The organism is Paraburkholderia sp. HP33-1 (assembly GCF_021390595.1).
Classification (GTDB): Bacteria; Pseudomonadota; Gammaproteobacteria; order Burkholderiales; family Burkholderiaceae; genus Paraburkholderia.
The window spans coordinates 159763-182926 of the sequence record NZ_JAJEJR010000004.1; the positions used below are offsets into that span (position 1 = coordinate 159763).

At 60.1% G+C, this 23164-nt stretch carries 19 protein-coding genes; 12 read left to right on the forward strand and 7 right to left on the reverse strand.

The features are described from left to right. Window positions 1-35: 35 nt before the first annotated feature. Window positions 36-1217 carry a beta-ketothiolase BktB gene (gene bktB, locus L0U81_RS32985; protein WP_233810385.1) on the reverse strand — a complete coding sequence of 394 codons (1182 nt, stop codon included), beginning with the start codon at window positions 1215-1217 and terminating at the stop codon, window positions 36-38. Between the two features lie 353 nt (window positions 1218-1570). Between bktB and L0U81_RS32990 the strand changes: the two genes are divergently transcribed. The 8 genes from L0U81_RS32990 to L0U81_RS33025 all read left to right on the forward strand — a co-directional run bounded on the left by L0U81_RS32990 (window position 1571) and on the right by L0U81_RS33025 (window position 9604). Further along, on the forward strand, window positions 1571-3505 hold the full coding sequence (locus L0U81_RS32990; protein WP_233810387.1) for an AMP-binding protein: 1935 nt from the start codon (window positions 1571-1573) through the stop codon (window positions 3503-3505). Window positions 3506-3508: 3 nt separating this feature from the next. Beyond that, entirely contained in the window at window positions 3509-4720 is a 1212-nt protein-coding gene (locus L0U81_RS32995) for an acyl-CoA dehydrogenase family protein (RefSeq protein WP_233810389.1), read from the forward strand. Between the two features lie 89 nt (window positions 4721-4809). Next, entirely contained in the window at window positions 4810-5958 is a 1149-nt protein-coding gene (locus tag L0U81_RS33000) for an acyl-CoA dehydrogenase family protein (protein WP_233810391.1), read from the forward strand. A gap of 19 nt (window positions 5959-5977) precedes the next feature. Further along, the gene (locus L0U81_RS33005) at window positions 5978-6715 is read left to right on the forward strand and encodes an enoyl-CoA hydratase (RefSeq protein ID WP_233810393.1); all 738 of its coding nucleotides are present in this window, start codon (window positions 5978-5980) and stop codon (window positions 6713-6715) included. Between the two features lie 78 nt (window positions 6716-6793). Further along, window positions 6794-7588, forward strand: coding sequence for an enoyl-CoA hydratase/isomerase family protein (locus L0U81_RS33010; protein ID WP_233810395.1), 795 nt, complete (start codon window positions 6794-6796; stop codon window positions 7586-7588). A 53-nt stretch (window positions 7589-7641) separates the two neighbouring features. Beyond that, window positions 7642-8421 (forward strand): SDR family NAD(P)-dependent oxidoreductase, encoded by a 780-nt coding sequence (locus L0U81_RS33015; protein WP_233810397.1) that lies wholly within the window; start codon window positions 7642-7644, stop codon window positions 8419-8421. Between the two features lie 18 nt (window positions 8422-8439). Then, entirely contained in the window at window positions 8440-9432 is a 993-nt protein-coding gene (locus tag L0U81_RS33020) for an NAD(P)H-dependent flavin oxidoreductase (protein WP_233810399.1), read from the forward strand. Window positions 9433-9460: 28 nt separating this feature from the next. After that, window positions 9461-9604 carry a hypothetical protein gene (locus L0U81_RS33025; protein ID WP_233810401.1) on the forward strand — a complete coding sequence of 48 codons (144 nt, stop codon included), beginning with the start codon at window positions 9461-9463 and terminating at the stop codon, window positions 9602-9604. 17 nt (window positions 9605-9621) lie between these two features. Here the strand turns inward: L0U81_RS33025 and L0U81_RS33030 are convergent, their stop codons facing one another. Beyond that, entirely contained in the window at window positions 9622-10491 is an 870-nt protein-coding gene (locus tag L0U81_RS33030; protein ID WP_233810403.1) for a FadR/GntR family transcriptional regulator, read from the reverse strand. Window positions 10492-10820: 329 nt separating this feature from the next. On the opposite strand from L0U81_RS33030, the gene L0U81_RS33035 reads away from it, so the two are divergent. The 4 genes from L0U81_RS33035 to L0U81_RS33050 all read left to right on the forward strand — a co-directional run bounded on the left by L0U81_RS33035 (window position 10821) and on the right by L0U81_RS33050 (window position 18159). Continuing rightward, a complete protein-coding gene (locus L0U81_RS33035) occupies window positions 10821-11885 on the forward strand; it encodes a hypothetical protein (protein WP_233810405.1) in 1065 nt (354 codons plus the stop codon). A gap of 161 nt (window positions 11886-12046) precedes the next feature. Beyond that, on the forward strand, window positions 12047-15571 hold the full coding sequence (car, locus tag L0U81_RS33040) for a carboxylic acid reductase (RefSeq protein ID WP_233810407.1): 3525 nt from the start codon (window positions 12047-12049) through the stop codon (window positions 15569-15571). A 35-nt stretch (window positions 15572-15606) separates the two neighbouring features. Further along, the gene (locus tag L0U81_RS33045; protein WP_233810409.1) at window positions 15607-16677 is read left to right on the forward strand and encodes an NAD(P)-dependent alcohol dehydrogenase; all 1071 of its coding nucleotides are present in this window, start codon (window positions 15607-15609) and stop codon (window positions 16675-16677) included. A gap of 300 nt (window positions 16678-16977) precedes the next feature. After that, entirely contained in the window at window positions 16978-18159 is a 1182-nt protein-coding gene (locus L0U81_RS33050) for a hypothetical protein (RefSeq protein ID WP_233810411.1), read from the forward strand. A gap of 135 nt (window positions 18160-18294) precedes the next feature. Here L0U81_RS33050 and L0U81_RS33055 read toward each other — a convergent pair whose 3' ends face one another. Genes L0U81_RS33055 through L0U81_RS33075 form a run of 5 tightly spaced genes read right to left on the reverse strand, consistent with a single transcriptional unit; the run spans window position 18295 to window position 22863 of the window. Continuing rightward, on the reverse strand, window positions 18295-19071 hold the full coding sequence (locus L0U81_RS33055; RefSeq protein WP_233810413.1) for an enoyl-CoA hydratase-related protein: 777 nt from the start codon (window positions 19069-19071) through the stop codon (window positions 18295-18297). Window positions 19072-19114: 43 nt separating this feature from the next. Next, window positions 19115-19879: a glucose 1-dehydrogenase gene (locus L0U81_RS33060; RefSeq protein ID WP_233810415.1), complete on the reverse strand. Its 765-nt coding sequence runs from the start codon at window positions 19877-19879 to the stop codon at window positions 19115-19117. Between the two features lie 38 nt (window positions 19880-19917). Continuing rightward, window positions 19918-21171 carry a CaiB/BaiF CoA transferase family protein gene (locus L0U81_RS33065; RefSeq protein WP_233810417.1) on the reverse strand — a complete coding sequence of 418 codons (1254 nt, stop codon included), beginning with the start codon at window positions 21169-21171 and terminating at the stop codon, window positions 19918-19920. Window positions 21172-21173: 2 nt separating this feature from the next. Next, the gene (locus L0U81_RS33070) at window positions 21174-21650 is read right to left on the reverse strand and encodes a MaoC family dehydratase (RefSeq protein WP_090870024.1); all 477 of its coding nucleotides are present in this window, start codon (window positions 21648-21650) and stop codon (window positions 21174-21176) included. Window positions 21651-21699: 49 nt separating this feature from the next. Then, window positions 21700-22863 (reverse strand): acyl-CoA dehydrogenase family protein, encoded by a 1164-nt coding sequence (locus tag L0U81_RS33075; RefSeq protein WP_233810419.1) that lies wholly within the window; start codon window positions 22861-22863, stop codon window positions 21700-21702. Window positions 22864-23164 lie beyond the last annotated feature (301 nt).

Genomic DNA, 23164 nt, shown 5'->3' on the forward strand with positions numbered 1-23164 from the left:
TCCCTCTGGTTGAATGGATAACGCTGCGGGAGCCCCTAAATGCGCTCGAATATGGCCGCGATGCCTTGGCCTCCGCCGATGCACATTGTCACTAGCGCATAGCGCCCACCGCAGCGATGCAACTCGTGAATGGCTTTGACGGCAATGACCGCGCCCGTTGCGCCAATCGGATGGCCGAGCGAGATGCCTGATCCGTTTGGGTTGACCTTGGCGCTGTCGAATTCCAGCTCCTTTGCAACGGCGCAAGCTTGCGCAGCGAACGCCTCGTTCGCTTCGATCACATCGAGATCTGCAACGGTCAAACCCGCGCGCTGCAGTGCCTTCCGTGTTGCAGGCACCGGACCAATGCCCATGTATTGCGGGTCGACGCCCGCGTGAGCCCAGGAAACGAGGCGCGCAAGTGGACGAAGGCCGCGTTGCTCGGAGGTGCGGCGGGCCATCAGCAGGACTGCTGCGGCGCCGTCGTTGAGACCGGACGCATTGCCGGCCGTGACCGTGCCGTCTTTTTGGAACGCCGGGCGCAATTTGGCGAGGTCGGCGATGGACGTGCCCGACCGCACATGTTCATCGGTGTCGAAAAGGACCTCGCCTTTTTTCGTACGCAGTGTTACCGGCACGATCTGTTCGCGGAAGTTGCCGTCATGAATAGCTTGGGCAGCGCGCCGGTGCGATTCGACGGCGAGCAGGTCCTGGTCGTCGCGCGAAATGCCATACTTCTTCGCGACGTTCTCTGCGGTTACGCCCATATGGCAAGCGCTGAAAGGGTCAGTCAACGCGCCGACCATCATGTCGATCAGGCGGATGTCGCCCATGCGCGAACCCCAACGTGCGCCGGTCGCGACGTATGCTGCGCGCGACATGCTTTCTGCACCTGCGCCGATTGCAATCTCCGTGTCACCGTGCGCAATAGCCTGTGCGGCGGAGATGATAGCCTGGAGGCCGGAGCCGCACAGCCTGTTGAGCGTTAGCGCCGGTGCGTCCGCGCTGACGCCGCCTTCCATTGCGGCGACGCGCGCGAGATACATGTCGCGTGGCTCAGTATGGATAACGTTGCCCAACACCACGTGACCCACATCTTCACCCGGCAGCTTCGTGCGCTCGAGTAGCGCGCGGACGACTGTTGCGCCTAGCGTCGTGGGCGGAACGCTCGATAACGCGCCACCGAAATCTCCAATAGCGGTGCGAACGGCAGCGGTGACGACGACCTCATCCGACATGATGGCTCCTTGATCCCGATGATCGGCTACGATCCGATGTCATGTTTAACAATATGAATGACGTTCATAAAGTAGCGCATTTTCCGTTTTGTGTCCACGTTATTGTGCGGTGCGCAAGGCCCGGATCGTGACGGGCATCCAGTGCCGTATTTGCGCCAGATCCAGCGTTTGGTATCGGGCTTCCTATTGGGTGTAAACGGATAGACGTGATTGCGATTTGGCGTTATGCTGGTTCAACATTATGATCGACGTTCAATTATTGGTTGACGTTGGTCCGCAAGATCCCTGCGCGTCGGAAGGCGATGTGAGCGCTTGCGGGACATGACTTGCCAGATAACAACAGGACGACTCAGATGGATGCAGGTACGGCTTCGCACGACCCCCTGATGGATGTGCCGTTTCGCCCAATTCGCCTCGGCAGCATGGATGCCATCGTCGAGCGAAGACGCGATGGAAGCGTGGTATATGAACTGGAGGAACCGCTCGAACCGTATCCTGTCCGCTTGACGGAGCGGCTCGAACACTGGGCGAGCGTCACGCCCGATCGCGCGTTGCTCGCGCGGCGGACGCCAGACGGCAAGTCATGGGAATCCCTGACCTATCGGCAGGCGTTTGACGGAGCGCGTGCGCTGGGGCAGGCGCTGCTTGATCGAGGTTTGTCTCCGTCTCGTCCGTTGATGATTCTTTCGGATCGAGGCTTCGAACACGCGCTTTTCGCGCTCGCCGCGTTGCACGTCGGGATTCCCTATATTCCGGTGACGCCCGCGTATTCGCTCTTATCGGAGGACTTTTCGAAGCTCAAGCAACTTGCGGCCGTGTGCACCCCCGGCGTCGTCTTCGCGGATGACGGCGCGCGATATGGCCGTGCATTGCGTGAGGTGTTCGGCGACGTGGAATGTGTCGTCGTTGGTCCCTTGCCGGAGGGGCGTGCCGGCTCGCGCGTCGCGGACTGGCTGAAGACGCCTGTTACGGCCGACGTCGAGAAGGCGTTCAAGGCAGTCGGCCCGGATACGGTGGGCAAGATCATGTTTACATCGGGAACGACGGGCGCGCCGAAGGGCGTCATCTACCCGCAGCGCATGTTGTGCAGCAATCGACAGCAAGTCGCCCAGGTGTTCGCGTTTCTGCAAGATGGGCCTCCGGATCTCGTCGACTGGCTGCCGTGGCATCACACTTTTGGCGGTACGCACAACTTCGGCATGGTGTTGTACGGCGGGGGGACTTACTACCTGGACCCTGGCAAGCCAATGCCGGAGGAAATTGGCCCGACGGTGCAGGCATTGCGTGAAATTGCGCCGGTCGTCTACCTCAATACGCCCCAAGGGCTTGCCTCGCTCATTCCCCATCTCCAGGCGGACCGGGCGTTGCGGGAAAAATTCTTCAGCAAGCTCGCGCTCATCTACTACGGTGGTGCGAGCCTGCCGCAGTACATCTGGGCTCAACTCGACGAACTCGCGGTGCGTACCATCGGTCAGCGTGTGCTGATCATGTCGGGCATTGGCGGCACGGAAGCGGGGCCCACGCCGATGTCTGCAGCTTGGGATCCGCGACGGGAGGCGATCGCCGGGTTGCCTGTGCCGGGTGTCAAAGTGAAGGTGGTGCCGGTCGACGGGAAGCTGGAAATCCGCTTTCTCGGCGACTGTGTTACGCCCGGGTACTGGAAAGATCCCGAGCGCACCGCTGCTTCATTCGACGAAGAGGGCTATTTTCGCTCAGGTGACGCTGCAACGTTCATCGACCCGCAGCGTCTCGAACTTGGACTGCGCTTCGACGGACGCCTCGCGGAAAATTTCAAGCTGTCCTCCGGCACGTGGGTCAACGTCGCCGAGTTGCGACTGCACGCGCTGAACGTATTTGGCCCGTATGCTCGCGACATCGTGATCGCGGGGCACGACCGCGAGTACCTGACCGCGCTAGTCTTCCCTGACACCGAAGCGTGCCGCGCGCTTTGCGACGACCTCCACGATCCGATGCCGGGCGTCGACCAGATCGTCCACAGCCACGGCGTGCGCGCGTACTTCCAGGAGGGACTCGACAAGCTAGCCGCGCGTCCTGGCGGCAGCTCTGCCCGCATTGCGCGCATCGTCCTCGAAAGCGAACAGCCGTCGCTCGATAACGGCGAGTTGAGCGCAAAGAGCGCAATAAGCCAACGCAATGTGCTCGAGCGGCGGCGCGGTGTCGTGGACGAGCTTTATTGCGTGCCGCCCACGCCGCGTACTCTGATCGGCAACGCTGCCGCAGCAGCGGACGCAGATCGGGTTAAACGAACTGAAAACGCTGGAAGCTAAACAATGGATTTTCGCGTAGACACCGCGGACATTGCGTTCCGTGAAGAAGTTCGGGCGTACCTCAAGGAGCATCTGCCGGCGGACTTGGCCTTTCGCGGGCAGCAGGGCTTTCTCGCAGGTGATGACGATTCACAGCGCTGGACTCGCATTCTGTACGAAACGCGCGGGTGGTCAGTGCCGCATTGGCCGGTTGCTGACGGCGGCACCGGGTGGACGGCGATGCAGCGCTACATCTTCGAGGAAGAGTGCTATCTGGCGGGCGCTCCAATACAGAATCAGGCGGGCGTGTCGCTCGTCGGCCCCGTAATTTGCGAGTTCGGAAACGAAGAGCAGAAGCGGCGCTTTCTTCCTCCTATTCAACGTGGCGAAGTGTTCTGGGTGCAAGGTTTTTCGGAGCCGGGCTCGGGTTCCGACCTTGCATCGCTACGTACGACGGCGGTTCGCGATGGAGACCACTACATCGTCAATGGACAGAAGATCTGGACCAGCTTCGGCGCCTACGGCCAATGGAATTTCGTGCTAGTCCGCACGGATAGTGAAGTGAAGCCGCAGAAGGGCATCTCCTTCCTGCTCCTCGACATGTCGTCGCCGGGCGTTACCGTGCGTCCCATCGCGTCGCTCGATGGCTGCCATCACCTGGCGGAAGTCTTCTACGACAACGTGCGTGTACCCGCCGAAAACCTTATCGGCGAGGTGAACAAGGGCTGGGGATACACCAAGTTTCTGCTCTTCAACGAGCGGGCGTTTCTTGGCGCCGAGGCGCCTGCGCTCAAGCGCTATCTGCGCAAGATCCGGCACTACGCTTCGCGCGAGCGCGCGGCCGGCAAACCATTGATCCAGGACCCGACGTTTGCGGCACGTCTCGCACAGCACGAGCTGGAGGTTCGCGCAATCGACATGGCGGTGCAGAAGATCCTGCACGAGGGAATAGACGAGCGCAGCGGCGGTATGGCGATCGGATCCATGCTCAAGGTGCGTGGATCGGAACTCCATCAGAAGCTCACGGAAATGCTGCTGGAGGTGATCGGCGATTATGGCGCCGTGTTCTATCCCGATCCGAATGAAGAGCGAGAGCTACGGGAGGCCTCGTTCATCGGGCCCGAATACGCGCCGGGCCTGGCCGCGGAGGTTTTTTATCGGCGGGCTTGCTCAATCTATGGCGGGACGGCCGAAATCCAGCGCAACATCATCGCCAAAGCGCTGTTCGGCCTTTGACGCCGCTTCGAGCCACGACAGTCTCCGATCCCCGAGCCGTGGGATCGCCTCAATTGCCGGAAGAATAAGGGTGCAGCATGGACTTTGAGTTGAGCGACGAACAGCGGATGTTGCAGGAAAGCGCGCAACGCTTCGTGCAAAAGAGCTATACGTTCGAACATCGTCGCAATCTTGCCTCGCAAGCTGGGGGATTTTCGCGCGAGACGTGGCGCACGCTCGGCGAAATGGGTTGGCTTGGTGTCGCGGTGCCGGATGAGTTGGGGGGGCTTGGTCTCTCGCCAGTCGAAAGCGCGATCGTGGCCGAGCAACTCGGACGCGCGCTGGTGCTGGAGCCATACGTGATGTGCGGTGTGTTTCCTGTGTCGCTTGTCACGCGCTGCGGGGGAGAAGCGCAGCGTGAGACGATACTTGGCGAGATCGTTTCGGGCGAGACTGTCTATGCAGTCGCGCACAGTGAACGTGAGGCGCGGGGCCAGGTGCATTACGTGACGGCCACCGCGAAGAAAACAGACGACGGCACGTGGCAGCTGGACGGCTACAAGACCCTCGTGGTTGGAGCGCCGGTTGCAGACCGCCTGCTCGTTGTCGCTCGCACGGCGGGCGCCGCAGATGCCACGGACGGCATCGGGATTTTTGTCGTCGATCCGAAGCAGGCCGGCGTGACGCTCAAGACTCGCGCGTTGCTCGACGGCACGCCGTCTGCCGACTTGCTGCTCGACGGTGTGATCGTCGCAGAATCCAATGTTTTGGGTGCAGCGGGTCGTGCGTTCGAAGGACTGCAGGCCGCCGTTGACGAAGCGGCCGTCGCGATCTGCGCAGAACTGGTGGGTGATATCGAGGACGCTATCGAACTCGCATCGGATTACTTGAAAACGCGCAAGCAGTTTGGCGTGACGATCGGCAGCTTCCAGGCACTGCAACACCGGATGGCCGACATGGCGATCGAAGCGATGCAGGCGCGAGCAACGCTTCACCGCGCGTTGCTCGCAATCAGCGAGGACGGGGAGAACAGGAGCGTGGAAATCTCCGGGTGCAAGGCCCAGACCACTCGTAGCGCGAAGTTCGTCACGCAGCAAGGTATCCAGTTGCACGGAGGCTACGGCATCACGACTGAATACAAGGTGGGCCATCATTATCGCCGTCATCTGGTGCTCGACGCATTGCTTGGCAACATGGAGTACCACCTGAATCGCTACGCTCGCCAGATTCAGCACGAGGCATTGGTCGCGGCGGCCTGAACCCTATCGAGGCATTGCTATGAACTCGCAAGCAACTGATTTGCTTGGCGTGCAGCGTGACGAAGCGGTTCTCACCTTGACGCTGAACCGCCCCGGAGCGCGTAATGCGCTGAACCTCGCTTTGACCGAACTCCTCGTCGAGGCATTGCATCGTTTCGAAGCAGACGAAAGCTTGCGCGTCCTTATCGTGACGGGCACCGATCCGGCCTTTTGTGCTGGGCTCGACCTGAATGACTTTTCCGCGCCCGATGCGCCGCGCGCGAGAGTCGCGGAAATGATCGACATGTGGCCGCGCATCAGTAAACCAGTAATCGCGGCGGTCAATGGCGCTGCCATTACTGGCGGCCTGGAACTTGCAATGGGATGTGATTTCATCATCGCGTCCGAGCGTGCCCGCTTTGCCGACACGCACACGAAGATCGGTGCGCTCGCGGGAGGCGGCATGACCTCGAGGTTGCCTTATATCGTGGGTCCGAGGTGGGCAAAGCAGATCAGCTTTACCAGCGACCTGATGGACGCGGCCACGGCGTGGCGCATTGGCCTCGTGAACGAGGTGGTCAGCCACGATCAGGTGATGGAGCGGGCAGCGTCACTTGCGAAGACGATTGCGAGCCGCCGACCGGATCTCGTCGCGACGGTCAAGCGCGTGATCGATCAGGGTGCGTTAGCTTCGCTGGGAGAGGCCTTGCAAATCGAGAAGGCTGCATTAGCGCAAAGAAAGCAAAGCGTCGGCATGACATGGCAGGTGGGGAAATAATCGATCGCCCGTCCGAAACACGCGACGTGAACGCCGTCGCGTCAGCTCAATCGGCAACTTCGCCCTACGGGGATTCGCATGGCAAATCTCTACGATCTTCCAGACGACATTCAAGTGAAGGCCGATGGCGGCCTCCGGATCATTACGCTCAATCGACCAGACGATTTGAACGCGTCGACCACGGAAATGCTGCTCAGCTACCCGAAGCTCTTTGCCGCGCTGGCTTCGGATGCCGAGGCGCGCGTCGGCATTCTCACCGGTGCGGGGCGAGCGTTCAGCGCTGGCGGAGACATGAATCACTTCGTCAAGACGATCGACGACCCCGAGTTTGCGCGGCGAGTGCAGGAGAATGCGCGTCAAACGATACACGGCTTCATTGACGTGCCGATTCCGCTTATCGCGGCCGTCAACGGGCCTGCAGTGGGCTGGGGCGCGACGATGGCCACACTGTGCGACATTGTTCTAATGTCGGAGAAGTCGTTTTTCGCGGAGCCGCATATCAATATCGGTCTGGTTGTCGGTGACGGGATCTCCGTGTCGTGGCCGCTCTACACCAGTTTGCTGCGAGCGAAGGAGCTGATCTTTACTGGCGATCGCATCACACCGCAGCAAGCCGTTGAGTTTGGTCTTGCCAATCGGGTTGTCGATCCCGACAAGCTGATGGACGAGGCCCTGACACTTGCGGCAAAGCTGCTCAAGCAACCGCGCCACGCGCTGCGCGAAACCAAGAAACTGATGAACCTCCATCTTCATCGAAGTGCCGCCCAGATGCTCGACACGACACTCGCACGCCAACTGGAGGCGACGCTCAGCGACGAGCATCACGAGATCGCGTCGGCGTTCGTCGCCCAGCAGAAACGCAAGCAAGCCTGATTAAGAACGGTGGACGTCTCGTTAGTCGGCGAGCCTCTTTTTGTGGAGTATGTATGCGCTCATCGCTTTTCGACCTCACGGACAAGGTCGCAATTGTTACGGGATCGAGTCGCGGCATCGGGTATGCCAGCGCGCTCGGCATGGCGGAACACGGCGCGAAAGTCGTCATTTCCGGCCGTAACGCCGACGCCTGCGAAACTGCCGCGCAAGCCATCAACGAAAGGATCGGCATCAGCGTGGCCTTGCCCTTCGCTTGCAACATCGGCCGTAAAGCCGAACTGCAAGGTTTGGTGGCTGCGGCGAATGGTGAGTGGGGCAGCGTCGATATTGTGATGGCCAATGCGGCGATTCATCCGTGGATAGGATCCACACTCGATCTGCAAGACGAAACGTTTAACAAGTTCATGCAGGTAAACGTTCAGAGCAATATCTGGCTCTCCCAGATGACCATGCCCGGCATGATCGAGCGTGGCTATGGGCGCTTCATTTCGGTGGCATCCGTAGTCGGCCTGTTCGGCGATGCGGTGACCGGAACCTACGGGCTCACCAAAGCCGCCGACATGCAGCTGGTGAGAAACCTCGCGATGGAATTTGCCGCAAAGGGGATCACCGCCAATTGCATCGCGCCTGGCACCTTCAAGACCGAGATGGCGCGGTCGCAATGGGAGGACGAGGCGATGGTCGAATGGTACCGGGGTCGCAATCCATCGCAGCGCTTCGGCGAGGTCGGGGAGATCGCTGGGCTCGCGGTGATGCTCGCTTCGCCTTCGGGCGGCTATATCAACGGCCAGACGATCGCGGTGGATGGCGGCCACTCGATCTCGTTCCGCTGACCTGCGGGAGGAAGCATCATGCGCCCCCAGCTGTTCAGGACGCGGATCACTGACCTGCTCGGCATTCGCCATCCTATTCTTTGCGGCGGTCTCGGGCCGCGCGTATCCGACGCACGGTATGTCGCGGCCGTCGTCAACGCAGGCGGCATGGGCTTCATCGTCGGCGCGGGCTTTCCCGATTCCGATGAATTCCACAACGAGTTGCGCACCTGTCGAGCACTCACCGGTGCAAAGAACTTTGGTGTCAATCTCTACATATCGCGGCAAGCGGGCGGCGTGGAGCGAGTCAAGCAACAGATCCGCATTCTGATCGAAGAGAACGTTGCGTGCGTGGAGACGGCCGGTGCGAGCCCCGAGACGGTCGTGCCGTTGCTCAAGGAGGCGGGCATCAAAATCTTGCACAAGGTGCCCGCTGTGCGCTATGCACATACGGCGGTGCGGATGGGCGTCGACGCTGTGATCGTCGTCGGCAATGAATGCGGCGGGCATCCGGGCATCTACCAGATCGGTAGTATCGTGCAGGCCGCGCAGGCGCCGCGGGAAATCGGTTTGCCGGTTGTGATCGGCGGCGGCATCGGCACCGGGCGGCAGCTTGCAGGCGTGCTGGCGATGGGCGCTGACGCGGTCATCATGGGTACGCGCATGATGGTGGCCGAGGAGCTGTGGATCCACCCTGATGTCAAAGCGAAGGTGGTGGCAGGCGACGGCAGCGAAAGCGTCGTGGTCAAGTCTGCGATTCGTGACCATCACCGCGTGCTTCGCAACGACAGCGCCGAGGCGGTCCTGGAACTGGATCGCGCGCAGGTGAGCGAGTTCGAGCGGTTCCGTCCTCACGTGATGGGCGCCCTCGCACACCAGGCTTACGTGACTGGTGACACGCGCAAGGGCATGATCGACTACGGCCATGCTGCGGTCTTTGCTGACGGGGTGAGGAAGATCGAGGTAATTTTCGACGAGATCATCGACGACGCGGTAGCGGCGTCGAGCCGGTTGAGCACGCTGATGACGTAGACGGCCCTACATGGTGTCGATAGGCTGGATGTTGCACGACATACTCGAAGCCATCGAGCAAAAGCCCGCATCGTCACCGAGCTTCGAAGAGGCCGCCCACGCGCATAGGGTGGTGGAGGCAGTGATCGAGTCCGGCCGCAGCGGATGGTGGATCAAGATCGGCGATCGTTGAGGCGGACAGCGCGGCCACTACTCTAGCCACGTTCTGATGCCCGCGATGTACTCGGCAATCTGCCCGCGAGCCCGATTGCTGTCGCGGGCGATAATCGCCCGCGCGATTTCCCGATGGTATTCCTTGATCCTCGCCACGACGCGGTCGCGATCAGGGCGGCTTCGCCGGTGAAATGTGGAATGGGCATCGGCCAGTTGCAGGACGATGCCGGTGAAGAGGCGCAGTGCTGGATCGCCGCAAAGTTCAGCGAGCAGGAAATGGAATCGCAGCAGCTCATCGGCGCCAGCCCGGCCGTCGAGTTGCACCTCGGCCTGTACTAGCTCGCGCAGTCGTTGCTCGCCTTCATGGTCGAGACGTTCAATCACGAGATCCAGGGCGGCGAGTTCGAGCGTGCGGCGCGTCGCGAGAATATCGCGCGGCGCAATGCCCGCATACTCCAGATAGACGCCGACTGCCTGCATCGTCGCGCTCAGGTCCGGCTGGGCGACGATTACGCTACCGCCGCGTTGGATTTTAACGATCGAGTGATGCTCGAGCAGCCGGATCGCTCCACGCAACGCGGCGCGACTTACTCCATGGACTTTCATCAACTCCTGCTCAGAGCCGAGAGGCAGTCCCGCAGGCCATCCTAGATCGATGATGTGCTTCAGCATCGACACGAAAAGAGTCTGAGCGCGCGTAATCGGAGCACCGAGCGCATTGCGTTTGCGTCGCGGCGTGGTGGATGGGGGCGGCGCGGGTGTCATCGCGGTCAGCATCGAAAGCCACTGCTGACGCGGCGCGTCGGCAGGATGCCTGCCTTCGCGCAGCTTATCGCGGCGTAGCGCAGCGAATTGGGTAAAGAGCGCGACATCTGCCACCGGCACGATCAGCGTCAGGCTCGCCATACCCTCGGCCACCTTGCGTGCACGATAGTCGGCGACACGTTCTGCGGACGACTTTGCCATATCGGTTCGTCTGGATATGAATGCGAATGCCGTTCAATATATCGCACATATCGTTACATGTAACGAGGTTTTCAGACGCAAAGCCGATGTGTCCGCGCGGGCGGAAGCGAAGTCAGGCAAATCAATGCGTTAGCGCCAATGGAGTACCGGCATTTTCTCGAACCGCGTGTGTTGGGCAAAGCGCGCGAATCGACTGGTTTTTCTCCGCGAGCCGGGATACCTATAGTAAGTCACCACAACCACTTGATCATCGTGACCTGATATCGACCATGAGTGACACGAAACCCACTATGCCGCGCCGCGGCGACTTTGGCTGGCAGCCTCTCGTCAGTGCCTTCGAACCCACCATCGACGACATGATGTCCAACCGCGCCTACTTCGGGATGCCGCCGGAGGCGCTCTATCTGTGGGGAACGTTTCGCGACGAGGATGGCGAAATCTACTGCCCGATGCGACGAATTCCAGCCGGTCTGCAGACAGACGCGAAGGACACTCGTCGCCGCTTTTATCTTTGTACGACGCTCGGGCATGACGACGGTATGCACATGCATCCCGTCGGGAAGGAGTCTGTGCCGAACGATGGCTTTTCGAGAGCGCTCGAAGGCGACCGTATCCACTGGCGTAGCCATCCGCAGGCGCCCGGCAATCGTTTTCACGTGACCTGGACGCCGGAAGAATGCAGTTGGTACGAAGAGAACGGCATGGATATCAAGGGCAAGCTCGTCAAGCCCGGCATGCACTGGTATCTGCCGGGACGCGACGCGGGCATGTACTACGTCGCGAATATCTTTGAGATGGAAGGGACGATTCTGGGCAAGAAGGTGCGCGGCATGATCGGCTTCGATCCGATTTACATGTATGAGGGCGGTGAAATCTACAAGACGAAAGACGCGCTTGTGCAGGAGAAGCTGGAACTCGTCTGGTACACGTGGGCCACGCGCTACAAGGATGGCAGCATCGATTTTGGACACTTCACGCTTGGCAATGACATGTTCGGGTTTGCGATTCTCGGCAACGAAAAGGGGGAGGTGCGCTATACCTACGACGTGACTGGCAAGGTGGACTTCGGTGCAAGCGGCTATTGGCAGGAAGGCATCCGGTACTCGGCATTCGGCGATGAGTGGGAATTCATTCCCGACCCGAAGGGGCGCCTGGTGGGTCTCGGGACGCTGAAGAACCCCCAAGTGGACGGCCGCTGGCGCCGCGTTGGCGACACACGCGAACCCGACGTCTGGTTTGCGTGGGGAGAAGCGGCACCGGAGCACGGCGATCGTCCGGTGAACCGGCTGAAGGATCTGGGCACGCGAGTTGGCGTGAACTTCCGTAAATATTGACACCGCCTGAAGGGGGCCCTCGCGATCGGCATGCTTGGGCGGCGTGGCGGCGGGTGAAGCGAGTTGTAGCCCGGTACAACTCGACGTATTCCCGCCGCGCAGGCCTGTTCATTCGAAGCGAGGGAACAAAAGTGTTGGCGAGCAAAGAGAAGGAGAACGCAGTGAGCGGGAAAGTCGGTGTCAGCGGAGCAAATCAGATTGCAGACCGGATCGAAGGGCTCGCCGCTCGCGACCGGCAGTTTCGGGATGCGTTGCCCCTTGCAGCTGTGAACGAAGCGAAGCTGCGCCCAGGCTTGGGTTTGGCGCAGGTCGTCGCTGTCTGTCTTGAAGCTTACGCGGAACGGCCGGCGCTGGCGCGACGGGCGACGAGCCTGGTGACCGATCCGGTTACGGGACGGGCCTCGCTTCAGTTGGACACCGCCTTTGAGACCATTACGTATCTGCAACTGTGGTCGCGAGCTCGTGCACTCGCGAATACCTGGTACCACAGCGAAAGCAGTCCGCTGCGCGCGAACGACCTCATCTGCGTGATGGCGTTTGCGGGGGTTGATTTTACGACTGTTGACCTTGCAGCAATCCACAACGGCGCGGTTGTCGTCCCGCTTCAGACCAACGCGCCTCACCAGCAGCTACGCGATATCGTGAAGGAGGTGCAACCCCGGTGGCTGGCGACAAGCCTCGAGTGCCTTGAGACTGCAGTCGATCTTGTTCTAGACGGGCATCGCCCTTCAGGGCTGTTGCTATTCGATTTTCATCCGGAGGTCGATGACGAGCGGGCGCGTTGCGAGCATGCGCGCAAACGACTGGCTGCGTCCGGCATCCCCGACCTTATCCTTACGTTGCACGAGGCCCTTGACGGCGGAAGTCAACTGAAGCCGGCGCCGCTCTATGCCGAAGAGGGCACCGAAACAAGGATGTGCACGATCTATTACACGTCTGGCAGCACTGGATCGCCCAAGGGCGCCATGTACCCGGAGTCGATGGTGAAGGCGAGTTGGTGCGCGGTTACGCCGCTGCCGCTGCTGTATATGCATTACATGCCTATGAATCATTCATTCGGGCGCAGTGGGGTATTTTCGACGCTCGGCTCGGGAGGCACCTGTCACTTCACCGCCACGGCCGATCTTTCGTCCCTATTCGATGATATTGGGCTTGCCCGTCCGACCTCGATGGGGATTGTGCCGCGTATCTGCGAAATGGTTTATCAGCAATATTACGTTGCACTTGAGCGCCGTCGATCCGAGATGGCAGATATCGATGTGCTGAAGCATCAACTAATGATGGACGTTCGCAATCGGGTGCTAGGCGGACGCCTGCTGAGTGGAAACTTCGGCTCCGCACCTCTCGCTCCCGACTTGCGGCAGTTCATGGAAGACTGCCTCGGATTCAAGCTGGATGACCATTATGGTGCGACTGAGATTGCCGGTGCAGTACGCAATACACATGTCATGCGGCCACCTGTCGTCGAATACAAACTCGACGATGTTCCCGAACTCGGGTATTTCAAAACGGATCGTCCGTATCCGCGTGGCGAGTTGCTCATCAAGACCAACAGCATCATGCTTGGCTATTTCAGGAGGCCCGAGGTCACCGCATCGGTGTTTGACAAGGACGGCTTTTACAAGACAGGCGACATCATGGCCGAGGTCGGCGAAGACCAGTTGGTCTACGTGGACCGGCGCAATAACGTGCTCAAACTCGCGCAGGGCGAATTCGTGGCGATATCGCGACTGGAGGCCCTTTATACCAACGGCCACCCTCTGATTCGTCAGGTGTACTTATACGGCACTAGCGAGCGATCGTATCTGCTTGGAGTATTCGTGCCGAATGAAGGCACTCTAGTGGAAAAAGGCATTGCCGGCGACGATCGGGCAATCAAGTCGGCACTGCGAGAGGCCATCAAGGACGTTGCACGTGCGGAACAACTTAACGCATACGAGGTGCCACGAGATTTTATTGTCGAGCGTGAGCCGTTCAGCGTCGAAAACGGCCTGCTGGCTGGTATCGGAAAATACCAACGGCCCAAGTTCAAAGAGCGCTACGGCATCCGCCTGGAAAATCTGTATAGCGAGATCGCCGCCAGTCAGGCCAACGAGCTCGAGTCATTGCGCCGCGAAAGTCGGGATGCACCGGTGGCGGAAGTGGTCGCCCGAATCGCAGGCGCGACATTGGGCGTCGGCGTTACGGACCTTCCGGTGGATGCGACCTTCGCGGAACTGGGAGGAGATTCGCTATCGGCACTTTCGTGTTCCCTTCACTTGGAGGAGATTTATGGTATCGAAGTGCCGGTAGGCGTTATCAACAACCCGAGCGGCGGTCTATTGCATGTGTCCCGTTACATCGAGCGTGCGAGACAGGCCGGTCACCAGCGCCCGACGTTCGCTTCGATCCATGGTCGCGGCGCCACGAAGATCTGTGCCAGCGACCTGACCATCGACAGATTTGTGGATGCCGAAACGCTTGCAAATGCGTCCGATCTGAGCCCCGCCCGTGCTCCCGTTCGGACTGTGCTGGTCACAGGTGCAAACGGCTTCCTCGGCCGCTTTCTGTGTCTCGAGTGGCTGCAGCGTGTGGCCGCGGTTGGGGGCAAGGTTATCTGCATCATGCGAGGCCGCGATGCATCCGCGGCCAGCGACCGTATCGCGCAGGCCTTCGATACTGGCGACGCGAATCTGCGGAAGCAGTTCGAAGCGCTCGCCGCCCAACACCTCGAAGTTCTAGCCGGGGATCTGGGTGAGCATAATCTCGGGTTGAGTTCCGCCGCATGGCAACGCCTCGCAGATGAGGTAGATCTCATCGTTCATCCGGCTGCGCTTGTCAATCACGTATTGCCGTATTCGCAGCTTTTCGGCCCTAACGTGCTTGGCACCGCGGAACTGATACGTCTCGCATTGACGAGCAGAATCAAGCCGATCAGCTTCGTCTCAACTGTCGCTGCTGCGGCGGTCCCGGACGGCGGTCTGGTCGATGAGGACGCGGACGTGCGCGTGGCGACGCCGGTTCGTCCTCTCGACGGAGACCGCTATGCGGACGGCTACGCGAATAGCAAATGGGCCGGCGAAGCCCTTTTACGCGATGCCCACGAGCGATTTGGTCTTCCGGTCGCCGTATTCCGCTCGGGCATGATTCTGGCCCATAGCCAGTTCACAGGGCAGGTCAATGTTCCCGACATGTTCACACGATGGCTTCTAAGCATCGTTATCACCGGTGTCGCTCCGCGGAGCTTTTATTCGGACGGTAGCGCGAACCCGCACTACGACGGTTTGCCGGTCGATTTCACCGCGAAATCGATTGCCATGCTCGGTGCTAACGCGTTGACGGGTTATAGGACGTGGCACGTCGTGAATCCTCACGATGACGGAATTTCGATGGATACATTTGTCGATTGGGCGGTCGTCGACGGCTGCAAGATAAGGCGCATTGACGAGTATGCCGACTGGCTCGCCCGCTTTGAGACGGCGTTGCGTGCTCTACCAGAGAAGGCGCGCCAGCAATCTTCGCTACCGCTGATTCATCAGTTTGGCGTCCCGTGGTCCCGTGTCGCCGGCAACAGCGTGCCATCCGCCAGGTTCGAAGACGATGTGCGCAAATACATGGTCGGAGGCGATGGACGGATTCCCCATATCTCTGCGCGCTTCATTGGCAAGTATCTCGCAGATATGCGCCATCTTGGACTGATGAACTGAAAGATCGTCGTAACAAATCCGTGTTGGGGGAATCCATGACAGATGTTATCAACGGCTACGCTGCTGCCGCTCCGGGGGACGCGCTCGCACCTTTCCAGTTCACCCGGCGCCATCCACGGGTCGATGACGTAGTCATTGAAATCCAGTACTGCGGCGTGTGCCACTCGGATCTTCATCAAGCGCATAACGATTGGGGCAATACCCGCTATCCGGTCGTACCCGGGCATGAAATCATCGGCCGTGTCAGCGAGGTCGGCGCGTCGGTGACCCGATTCAAGACGGGCGATATCGTTGGCGTTGGCTGCCTTGTCGATTCCTGTGGCGATTGCTCACCATGTTGTGAAGGTGAAGAGCAATATTGTTTGAAAAAGCCTACGCCAACGTACAACGGTGTCGACCGACACGATGGGTCACCGACGTACGGTGGTTACTCGGAGCGGATCATTGTCTCGGAGAAGTTTGTGCTGCGGATTCCGGACGGTCTAGACCCTAAGGCAGCAGCGCCATTGTTGTGCGCGGGGATCACGAGCTATTCACCCTTGCGCCACTGGAATGTCGGGCGAGGTCAGAAGGTTGCTGTTGTCGGTCTGGGCGGCCTCGGTCATATGGGATTGAAATTTGCCAAGGCGATGAACGCCGAGGTGACGCTGATCACGCGCAGCGCCGGAAAGGAGCAAGAGGCTCGGCGTCTCGGTGCAGACCATGTGCTGGTGTCCAGCGACCCCGCGCAAATCGGTCTTGCGGCCGGGCGATTTGATCTCATTCTCGATACCATCCCAACCCCGCATGACCTCAACCCTTACCTGTCTACGTTACGGTTGAATGGCACACTTGTCCTGGTTGGCTTGATTGGCCCCATTGCGCCGCCTGTTCACAGCGGTTTGCTGGTGATGGGGCGCAGATCGATAGCGGGTTCCGCCATTGGAGGTGTAGGGGAGATGCAGGAGATGCTGAACTTCTGCGCTACGCACAACATCAACTGCGATGTGGAAATGATCAGGATACAAGATATCAATCGCGCATATGAGCGATTGCTCAAGAGCGACGTGCGTTATCGCTTTGTGATTGACATGAGTTCGCTAAAGGCACTAGCCGCAGCCGACTAATTGTACAGGCGCGCTGTTTGTGGCGATGACATCGGCGCCAGTGGACGGGCGCCGTTGCCATACTCGTCAGTCCTGACGGGCCGCCGATCTACCTTGCCTCGAACAATTTGGCGACATCCAGGAAATGCCGTGCCAATTTTTTTGCTGCATCACTGGCAGGTCGCGCGGCAGATCCGGTTCGTGTTTGTCAATGTCGGGAGCGTGGCTTGAAAGTATTGATGACGTAATTGTCGCTTGCAATTACAGGGATTAAATCGTGCCTTTTAGTCCGGGAAACCGATAAGACAACACGGAGATGCAATGACTGATAAGTGTGGAATTGGGCAGGCTCCTGATATGGATCGCCGCACGGCAATTCGAGTTCTGGGCGCAGCGGCCATCGGCGCCAACGGCCTCTTTGACATGGCCGCGCCAGGGGGCGCGTGGGCAACGTCTCGTCCCGCAAGCGCGGACAAGTCGTTGCCTTGGCCCCCAGCCGGCGCATTCGGAGGCAAGGCGATCGTGGGGCCGCACCAGCCTTCTGCGGAGACGATGCTTGATATGGCCGATCTGCTGGGCCTGCCACCGCAAATGTCATTTATTTACGGTTGTCTTCGAGACGAAGATGGCAATATGTCTGAGTGGGTCCGAACTTTCAACTTTCAGCCGGATGCTGCGCGGCAGGGTCTTTTCGTACAGTCGAACGTCGGCAAGGACGCACTGAGGGTCTTGCCTGACGTCTTCACAAAGGCCGCGACAGAAGCTGTCGCTTTGGCGGAAGGCGGATACGCCACATGGCGTTCATCGGACGGGGCGACGGGGAATCCGTATAAGCTCGAAATGTCGGCCGATGGCGAAACAATTCGTTGGACCGATGGCGGAGCGCTCGACGTCGCTGGCACTTTGATGGGACCCGGACTGCAGTGGTACATCGCGGAGCCGTCAGGTAGCGAGCTCTACGTGTCGCAGATCTATGAGATGAAAGGCATCGCGCTTGGCAAGCCTGTTCGCGGTGTGATGGCGTTCGACAAGGCCTATCTGCCGAAGGGTGTCAGAATGTACGGCGGCAAGGATCCCCTATTCCGCCCGAAGGAGCACCATCGGACCTGGTACACATGGGGTACGCGCTACAAGGACGGTAGCTATGACGCGGGTCACTTCGTTCTCGGTACCGACCGCATCGGCTTCGCATTGTTGACAAACGAACGCGGAGAACTCGTTCTCGATACGAATGTAACCGGTACTGTCGAACTTCTGTCCAATCAACCCTGGCCGAAGCGGGTATCGGTACGAACATCGTCAGGCGCTGAATGGGAGTTTATTCCCGACCCGAAGGGCCATATGCCGGACATGCTGGGCACGGGTGCGACAACTGCTTTCACGCCGCAAACTGAAGGTCGTTGGCGCCGTCTTGGCGATAGAAGAGAACCCCAAGCCTGGTTTGCGTGGGGCGAGGTTGCCGAACGCGGTCGTACTAACCAGGCATGGAACTATCGGTTTTGAGAATCCAACCGCGGCCAAGGGAGGCGGAAGCTACGTGCGTCCCCGGGCACGTCGCATTCGATGCAAACGCGCGAAGATCGAAAAGATGAGGGATGGCGACGGTTGGCCGATCCGTCGCCACGCTTTGGCTTTGACTTATTTCACGTACTTGCGAAACTCAGGCTTGCGTTTCTCGCGGAACGCATTGCCACCTTCCTTCGATTCGTCCGTGTCGTAGTAGAGCGCGAGCGCCTGCATTGCAAATGCACCGATGCCGCGAATATTCTCGGTGTCGATGTTGAACGAGCGCTTTGCCAGCGCAATTGCGGTGGGGCTCATCTGGAGAATCTCCTCGCACCACTTCTTCGTTTCCGCGTCGAGCTGCTCGGGCGGCACGACCGCATTGATGAGACCCCAGTCGAGCGCCTCTTTCGCACTGTATTTGCGGCACAGATACCAGATTTCTCTCGCGCGCTTCTCGCCGACGATTCGTGCGAGGTAGGCGGTGCCGAAACCGGGATCGACAGATCCTACCTTTGGGCCGACCTGGCCGAAGACCGCGGTCTCGGAAGCAATGGCAAGATCGCAGATCGTCACGAGCACGTTGCCGCCCCCGATCGCATAGCCGTTCACGCGTGCGATGACGGGCTTCGGAATGTCGCGGATGATGCTTTGGAGCTCTTCGATCGGCAGACCTACTGTGCCGCGACCGTTGTATCCGTCGCCGGACTGGTCGCCGCCGGTGCAGAATGCCTTCTCGCCCGCACCCGTGAGCACGACGACACCGATATCCTTGTTCCATCCAGCGAGGCCGAAGGCCTTGATGAGTTCCTCAACAGTGTTGGCGCTGAATGCGTTGTAGACCTTCGGGCGATTGATGGTGATCGTGGCGACCCCGTCCGCCTCCTGATAGCTAATGTCCTTGAATTCCATTTCGTGTTCCAATGTTGTTTGTTGATCGCGTTCGCGGCGCCGTCTAGCCGGCCATTGTCAGACCGCCTGACACGCTGATGACCTGGCCGCTGATGAATGCGGCGTCGTCACTCGCGAGGAAGGCAACCGTACCTGGGATGTCGCCCGGTTGGCCCATGCGGCCGAACGGTACGGCCTTGACGAGCGCCGCCTTGATGCGTTCGCCTTTTTCGCCCTGTGCGAGGTTGTCCAGAAGAGGAGTCGCGGTGGGGCCGGGGCAAACGACATTGACGGGAATCTGCTGACGGGCCATTTCGCGTGCCATCGTCTTCGTGAATGCGATAAGGCCGCCCTTGCAGAACGAGTACACCGCTTCCATCGAAGAGCCCACGCGTCCCGCATCCGACGAGATGTTGACGACACGGCCACGGCCGCGTTCGGCCATCCGCCGCAGAACGGCGTGGTGCATGTTCAGGGGTCCGTAGAGATTGATAGCGACCACCTTGTCCCAGAACGGCTTTTCGGTTTGCAGGAAAAATGCGCCCATGTCCCAGCCGGCGTTGTTGACGAGGACCTCGATGGGGCCGAGCTCGTCCTCGACTTTCGCCACCGCGGCGTGCACACCTTCGTGGTCAGTGATGTCGACGCGGTACGCGCGCGCCTTACCTCCCGCTGCTTCGATTTCCGCCGCCACACGTGCAGCGCCTTCCTCGTTAAGGTCGAACAGCGCGACGGTCGAGCCTTCCTCGCCGAATCGTCTGCTGATGGCGGATCCGATGCCGCCTGCTGCACCGGTGACGACGACGACCTTTTCCTTGAGCCCCTTCATTGATTCCCTCCGTAATATGCGAGACGCTTTCGCGCCAGTTATTCCTTGCTCAGCGCTTCAGAGACTTGTTCGGTTCTTCCCGTGGCCCGGGCGAAGAGCGCACTGGCTTCGCTTGCGCTGTAACCCGCTTCGATCAGAACCTCGATGCTGTGCTCGCCGAGATTCGGCGGTAGGTAGCGTACGTTGCCAGGCGACTCGGAAAAGTGCACCGGTATCGAGGTCATGACCATGTCGCCCTCCGTTGGGTGCTCGAAGCGCTGAAAGAAACCGGTCTCCTTGATGTACGCATCGTGCATCAGGTCTTTCAGGTCGCGTACTGGACCGTGCGGCACGTCCGCCGAGGCGAAGATGGCGTTCCATTCCGCAGTCGTCTTATTGAGGATAGCGTCGCCGACGATGCGGTACAGCTCGTTGATGTTGCGCATGCGCTCTGCCATGTGGCAGAAGCGTGGGTCTTCGAGCAGGTGCGCGGCATCGATTGCGCACAGCACGCGGCGCCATTGCTCGTTGTTCACGGCGAGTAGGCAGATATGGCCGTCTTTTGTCGCGTAGGGCCGGCGGTGCGGCGAGAACATGCGCGGATAGCCGAGGCCGGTTCCGTCATTGGAGCCCAGCGCCCCTTCCCAAAGATGCTCGAACAGATTGAATTGCAGCATCGTCTCGAACATCGGCACATGCACGAGCTGGCCGACGCCGGTACGCTCGCGGTGGTACAGCGCCATTCCGATCGACGACGCCAGCACGTAACCGCAGAACTTGTCGACGATCACGGTGGGGAAGTAGCGCGGCGAGCCGCCCGCGTCACGGTTCATCGCAGCAATGCCGGTTTCGCCCTGGATCACGTCATCGAAAGCCGGGCGGTCCTTGTAGGGGCCGTCGATTCGATAGCCGGCGCCCGACGCATACACGATGCGCGGATTGCGCGCCCGCACGGTTTCATAGTCGATTCCGAGGCGCTCGGCGGCACTCGGGCGCATGCTGTGCACGATCACGTCGGCGGTTTCGACGAGCTTGAGCAGCGCTTCGCGGCATTCGGCCTGCTTGAGGTTCAGGATCACGCTCCGCTTGTTGCGGTTCATGATCGTATAGAACACGGCCATATCGGGATTGCGGCCGGGACCGTTCTTTCGGTTCTGGTCGCCTTCGGGCGGTTCGATCTTGATGACGTCTGCGCCCATGTCGCCGAGCAGCTGCGTGGCGACCGGACCGAGCACGTTAATGGTCAGGTCGATCACGCGGACACCGGCTAACGGGCCGGTCGCCCGTTCGAGGGGTTGTTGTGGATTATCCATGCTCAGGCCTTGTACTCCTTGCCTTTAACGAGCCTGAGGGGCGTGTACACCATCACTTCCGTGCCGTCCTGCTTGATCACGCGATTGCGGGTGCGCACAAGCCCAAGTCCGGGGCGCCCCTTGCTAGGCCGACATTCGATGACCTCGCATTCCACATGGATCGTGTCGCCGACATAGGTCGGGCCTTTGATATCGAGTTCCATGTTCAGGAAGGCGAAGCCGACGCCCTGCATGGTGGCCTGAGTGAGCAGCCCTTCCATGAGTGTAAACACCAGCGCGCCCGGCGCGACGCGCCCCTTGATGGCCGACTGCTCCCGCAGAAACTCGGTGTTCGTGAACAGCACTTCCAGCATGCCGGTCACGGAAACAAAATTCACGACGTCCGTTTCTGTGACCGTCCGGCCCACCGTCTTGAACTTGCGTCCAACGGGCAGGTCCTCCCAGTGAATTCCCAGACCAACCGTTTCGATTTCTTCCATCGCCTGTCCTCTGTTGTTGTCGGCTCGCTAGTTAGCTCAGCTGTCGTTGTCAGTTCTTCTTGATGCGGCCCAGCACGTTGTCCGCGACGATGTTGCGCTGGATCTGGTTGGTGCCTTCAATGATCTGCACTACCTTTGCGTCGCGGAAATATCGGTTGATCGGGTACTCGTTGGAGATGCCTGCGGCGCCAAAAAGCTGTACGGCGTCGGTCGCGACTTTCATCGCGACGTCCGATGCGAACATCTTTGCCATCGCGGCCATTGGGGCGAGTTCACGGCCGCGAACGCCCGCGTCGACCAGTGACGCCGTGCGATAGACGAGCTGGCGCGCGGCCTCGGTCTGCGTAACCATGTCGGCGATCATCCAGCGCACTCCCTGAAAATTGCTGATGGACTGACCGAACGCAACGCGGTCCTGAATGAATTTGACGGTGTGATCGATTGCACCCTGCGCGATGCCAACAGCACGCGCGGCCACGATGGGACGGCTCGTGTTGAGCGCTTCCATTGCCACCTTGAACCCCTGGCCGCCTTCCGGCCCGAGACGGTCTTCGGCGCGGATGAACGCGTCGTCGAAATAGAGGGGACACGACGCCACGCCGCGCGCGCCCATCTTGTCTTCTTCGTTCCCGATAGTCAGACCAGGTGTGTTGCGGTCAACGATAAAAAGATTGATGCCCAGCGGTTGTCCTTCCTCATCGAGCGTCTTGGCGGCGACGAGAATGAAGTCGGCGATATGCGAATTCGTGCACCAGATCTTCGAGCCATTGAGCACATAGCCGCCGTTCTTGCGGCGCGCCGTAGTGCGAATGCCCGAGACGTCGGAGCCACTTTGAGCTTCGGTAATGGAGAGCGCGCCGCGCAAGTCGCCTGAGGCGAGTCCGGGCAGAAGGCGGGCCTTCTGCTCATCGGTGCCGCCTTCAAGAATGGCTCCGAAGGGCGTCCATTGCACGACCAGCAGATAGCCTGTGTTGTAGCAAACCCGCCCGAACTCCTCGACGGCGATGCAGGCCGACATCACGCTCCCGGCGCCGCCATATGCTTCAGGAAACGGCAACGTGAAGAGGCCCAGTTCCTTGAGCAGTGCGTACATGTCGTGCGGATACTCGGCCGTACGGTCGATCTCGTCGGCGCGCGGCGCCACGCGCTCCCTTGCGACGCGACGGATGAGGTCGCGAATCTGCACCTGGTCGTCTGTTAGTTCGTATGTCACTTCGAGCTCTCTTGCTAGCGGTTTCCCCGGCCGGGCTCGGATTCGTCTCTGGAGTGCGGATACGTCACCCGCCCCGCCGGCCACTTCCGAATCCTGCCCGGTGTGTCTTCATGTTTGTGAACAATGTTCGATAAAGTAAACGAAGCACTTGTGAGTCGTCAAGCGCTGAAACCGGCTGCCGCGGGTTTGTCCGAGGTGCGTCGGGAATTTGGTCGGGATGTAGTTACAGCCTTGCTCGGCGGGGCATGGAAGGGGTTTCCCACCGTTGACAGCGCCCTTCCTATGCGTTTAGTATTTGGAA

Coding starts and splice junctions, on each gene's coding strand:
- bktB (WP_233810385.1), bottom strand. CDS start 1,217: ATGTCGGATGAGGTCGTCGTCACCGCTGCCGTTCGCACCGCTATTGGA.
- L0U81_RS32990 (WP_233810387.1), top strand. CDS start 1,571: ATGGATGCAGGTACGGCTTCGCACGACCCCCTGATGGATGTGCCGTTT.
- L0U81_RS32995 (WP_233810389.1), top strand. CDS start 3,509: ATGGATTTTCGCGTAGACACCGCGGACATTGCGTTCCGTGAAGAAGTT.
- L0U81_RS33005 (WP_233810393.1), top strand. CDS start 5,978: ATGAACTCGCAAGCAACTGATTTGCTTGGCGTGCAGCGTGACGAAGCG.
- L0U81_RS33010 (WP_233810395.1), top strand. CDS start 6,794: ATGGCAAATCTCTACGATCTTCCAGACGACATTCAAGTGAAGGCCGAT.
- L0U81_RS33015 (WP_233810397.1), top strand. CDS start 7,642: ATGCGCTCATCGCTTTTCGACCTCACGGACAAGGTCGCAATTGTTACG.
- L0U81_RS33020 (WP_233810399.1), top strand. CDS start 8,440: ATGCGCCCCCAGCTGTTCAGGACGCGGATCACTGACCTGCTCGGCATT.
- L0U81_RS33025 (WP_233810401.1), top strand. CDS start 9,461: ATGTTGCACGACATACTCGAAGCCATCGAGCAAAAGCCCGCATCGTCA.
- L0U81_RS33030 (WP_233810403.1), bottom strand. CDS start 10,491: ATGGCGAGCCTGACGCTGATCGTGCCGGTGGCAGATGTCGCGCTCTTT.
- L0U81_RS33035 (WP_233810405.1), top strand. CDS start 10,821: ATGAGTGACACGAAACCCACTATGCCGCGCCGCGGCGACTTTGGCTGG.
- L0U81_RS33045 (WP_233810409.1), top strand. CDS start 15,607: ATGACAGATGTTATCAACGGCTACGCTGCTGCCGCTCCGGGGGACGCG.
- L0U81_RS33050 (WP_233810411.1), top strand. CDS start 16,978: ATGACTGATAAGTGTGGAATTGGGCAGGCTCCTGATATGGATCGCCGC.
- L0U81_RS33055 (WP_233810413.1), bottom strand. CDS start 19,071: ATGGAATTCAAGGACATTAGCTATCAGGAGGCGGACGGGGTCGCCACG.
- L0U81_RS33060 (WP_233810415.1), bottom strand. CDS start 19,879: ATGAAGGGGCTCAAGGAAAAGGTCGTCGTCGTCACCGGTGCAGCAGGC.
- L0U81_RS33065 (WP_233810417.1), bottom strand. CDS start 21,171: ATGGATAATCCACAACAACCCCTCGAACGGGCGACCGGCCCGTTAGCC.
- L0U81_RS33070 (WP_090870024.1), bottom strand. CDS start 21,650: ATGGAAGAAATCGAAACGGTTGGTCTGGGAATTCACTGGGAGGACCTG.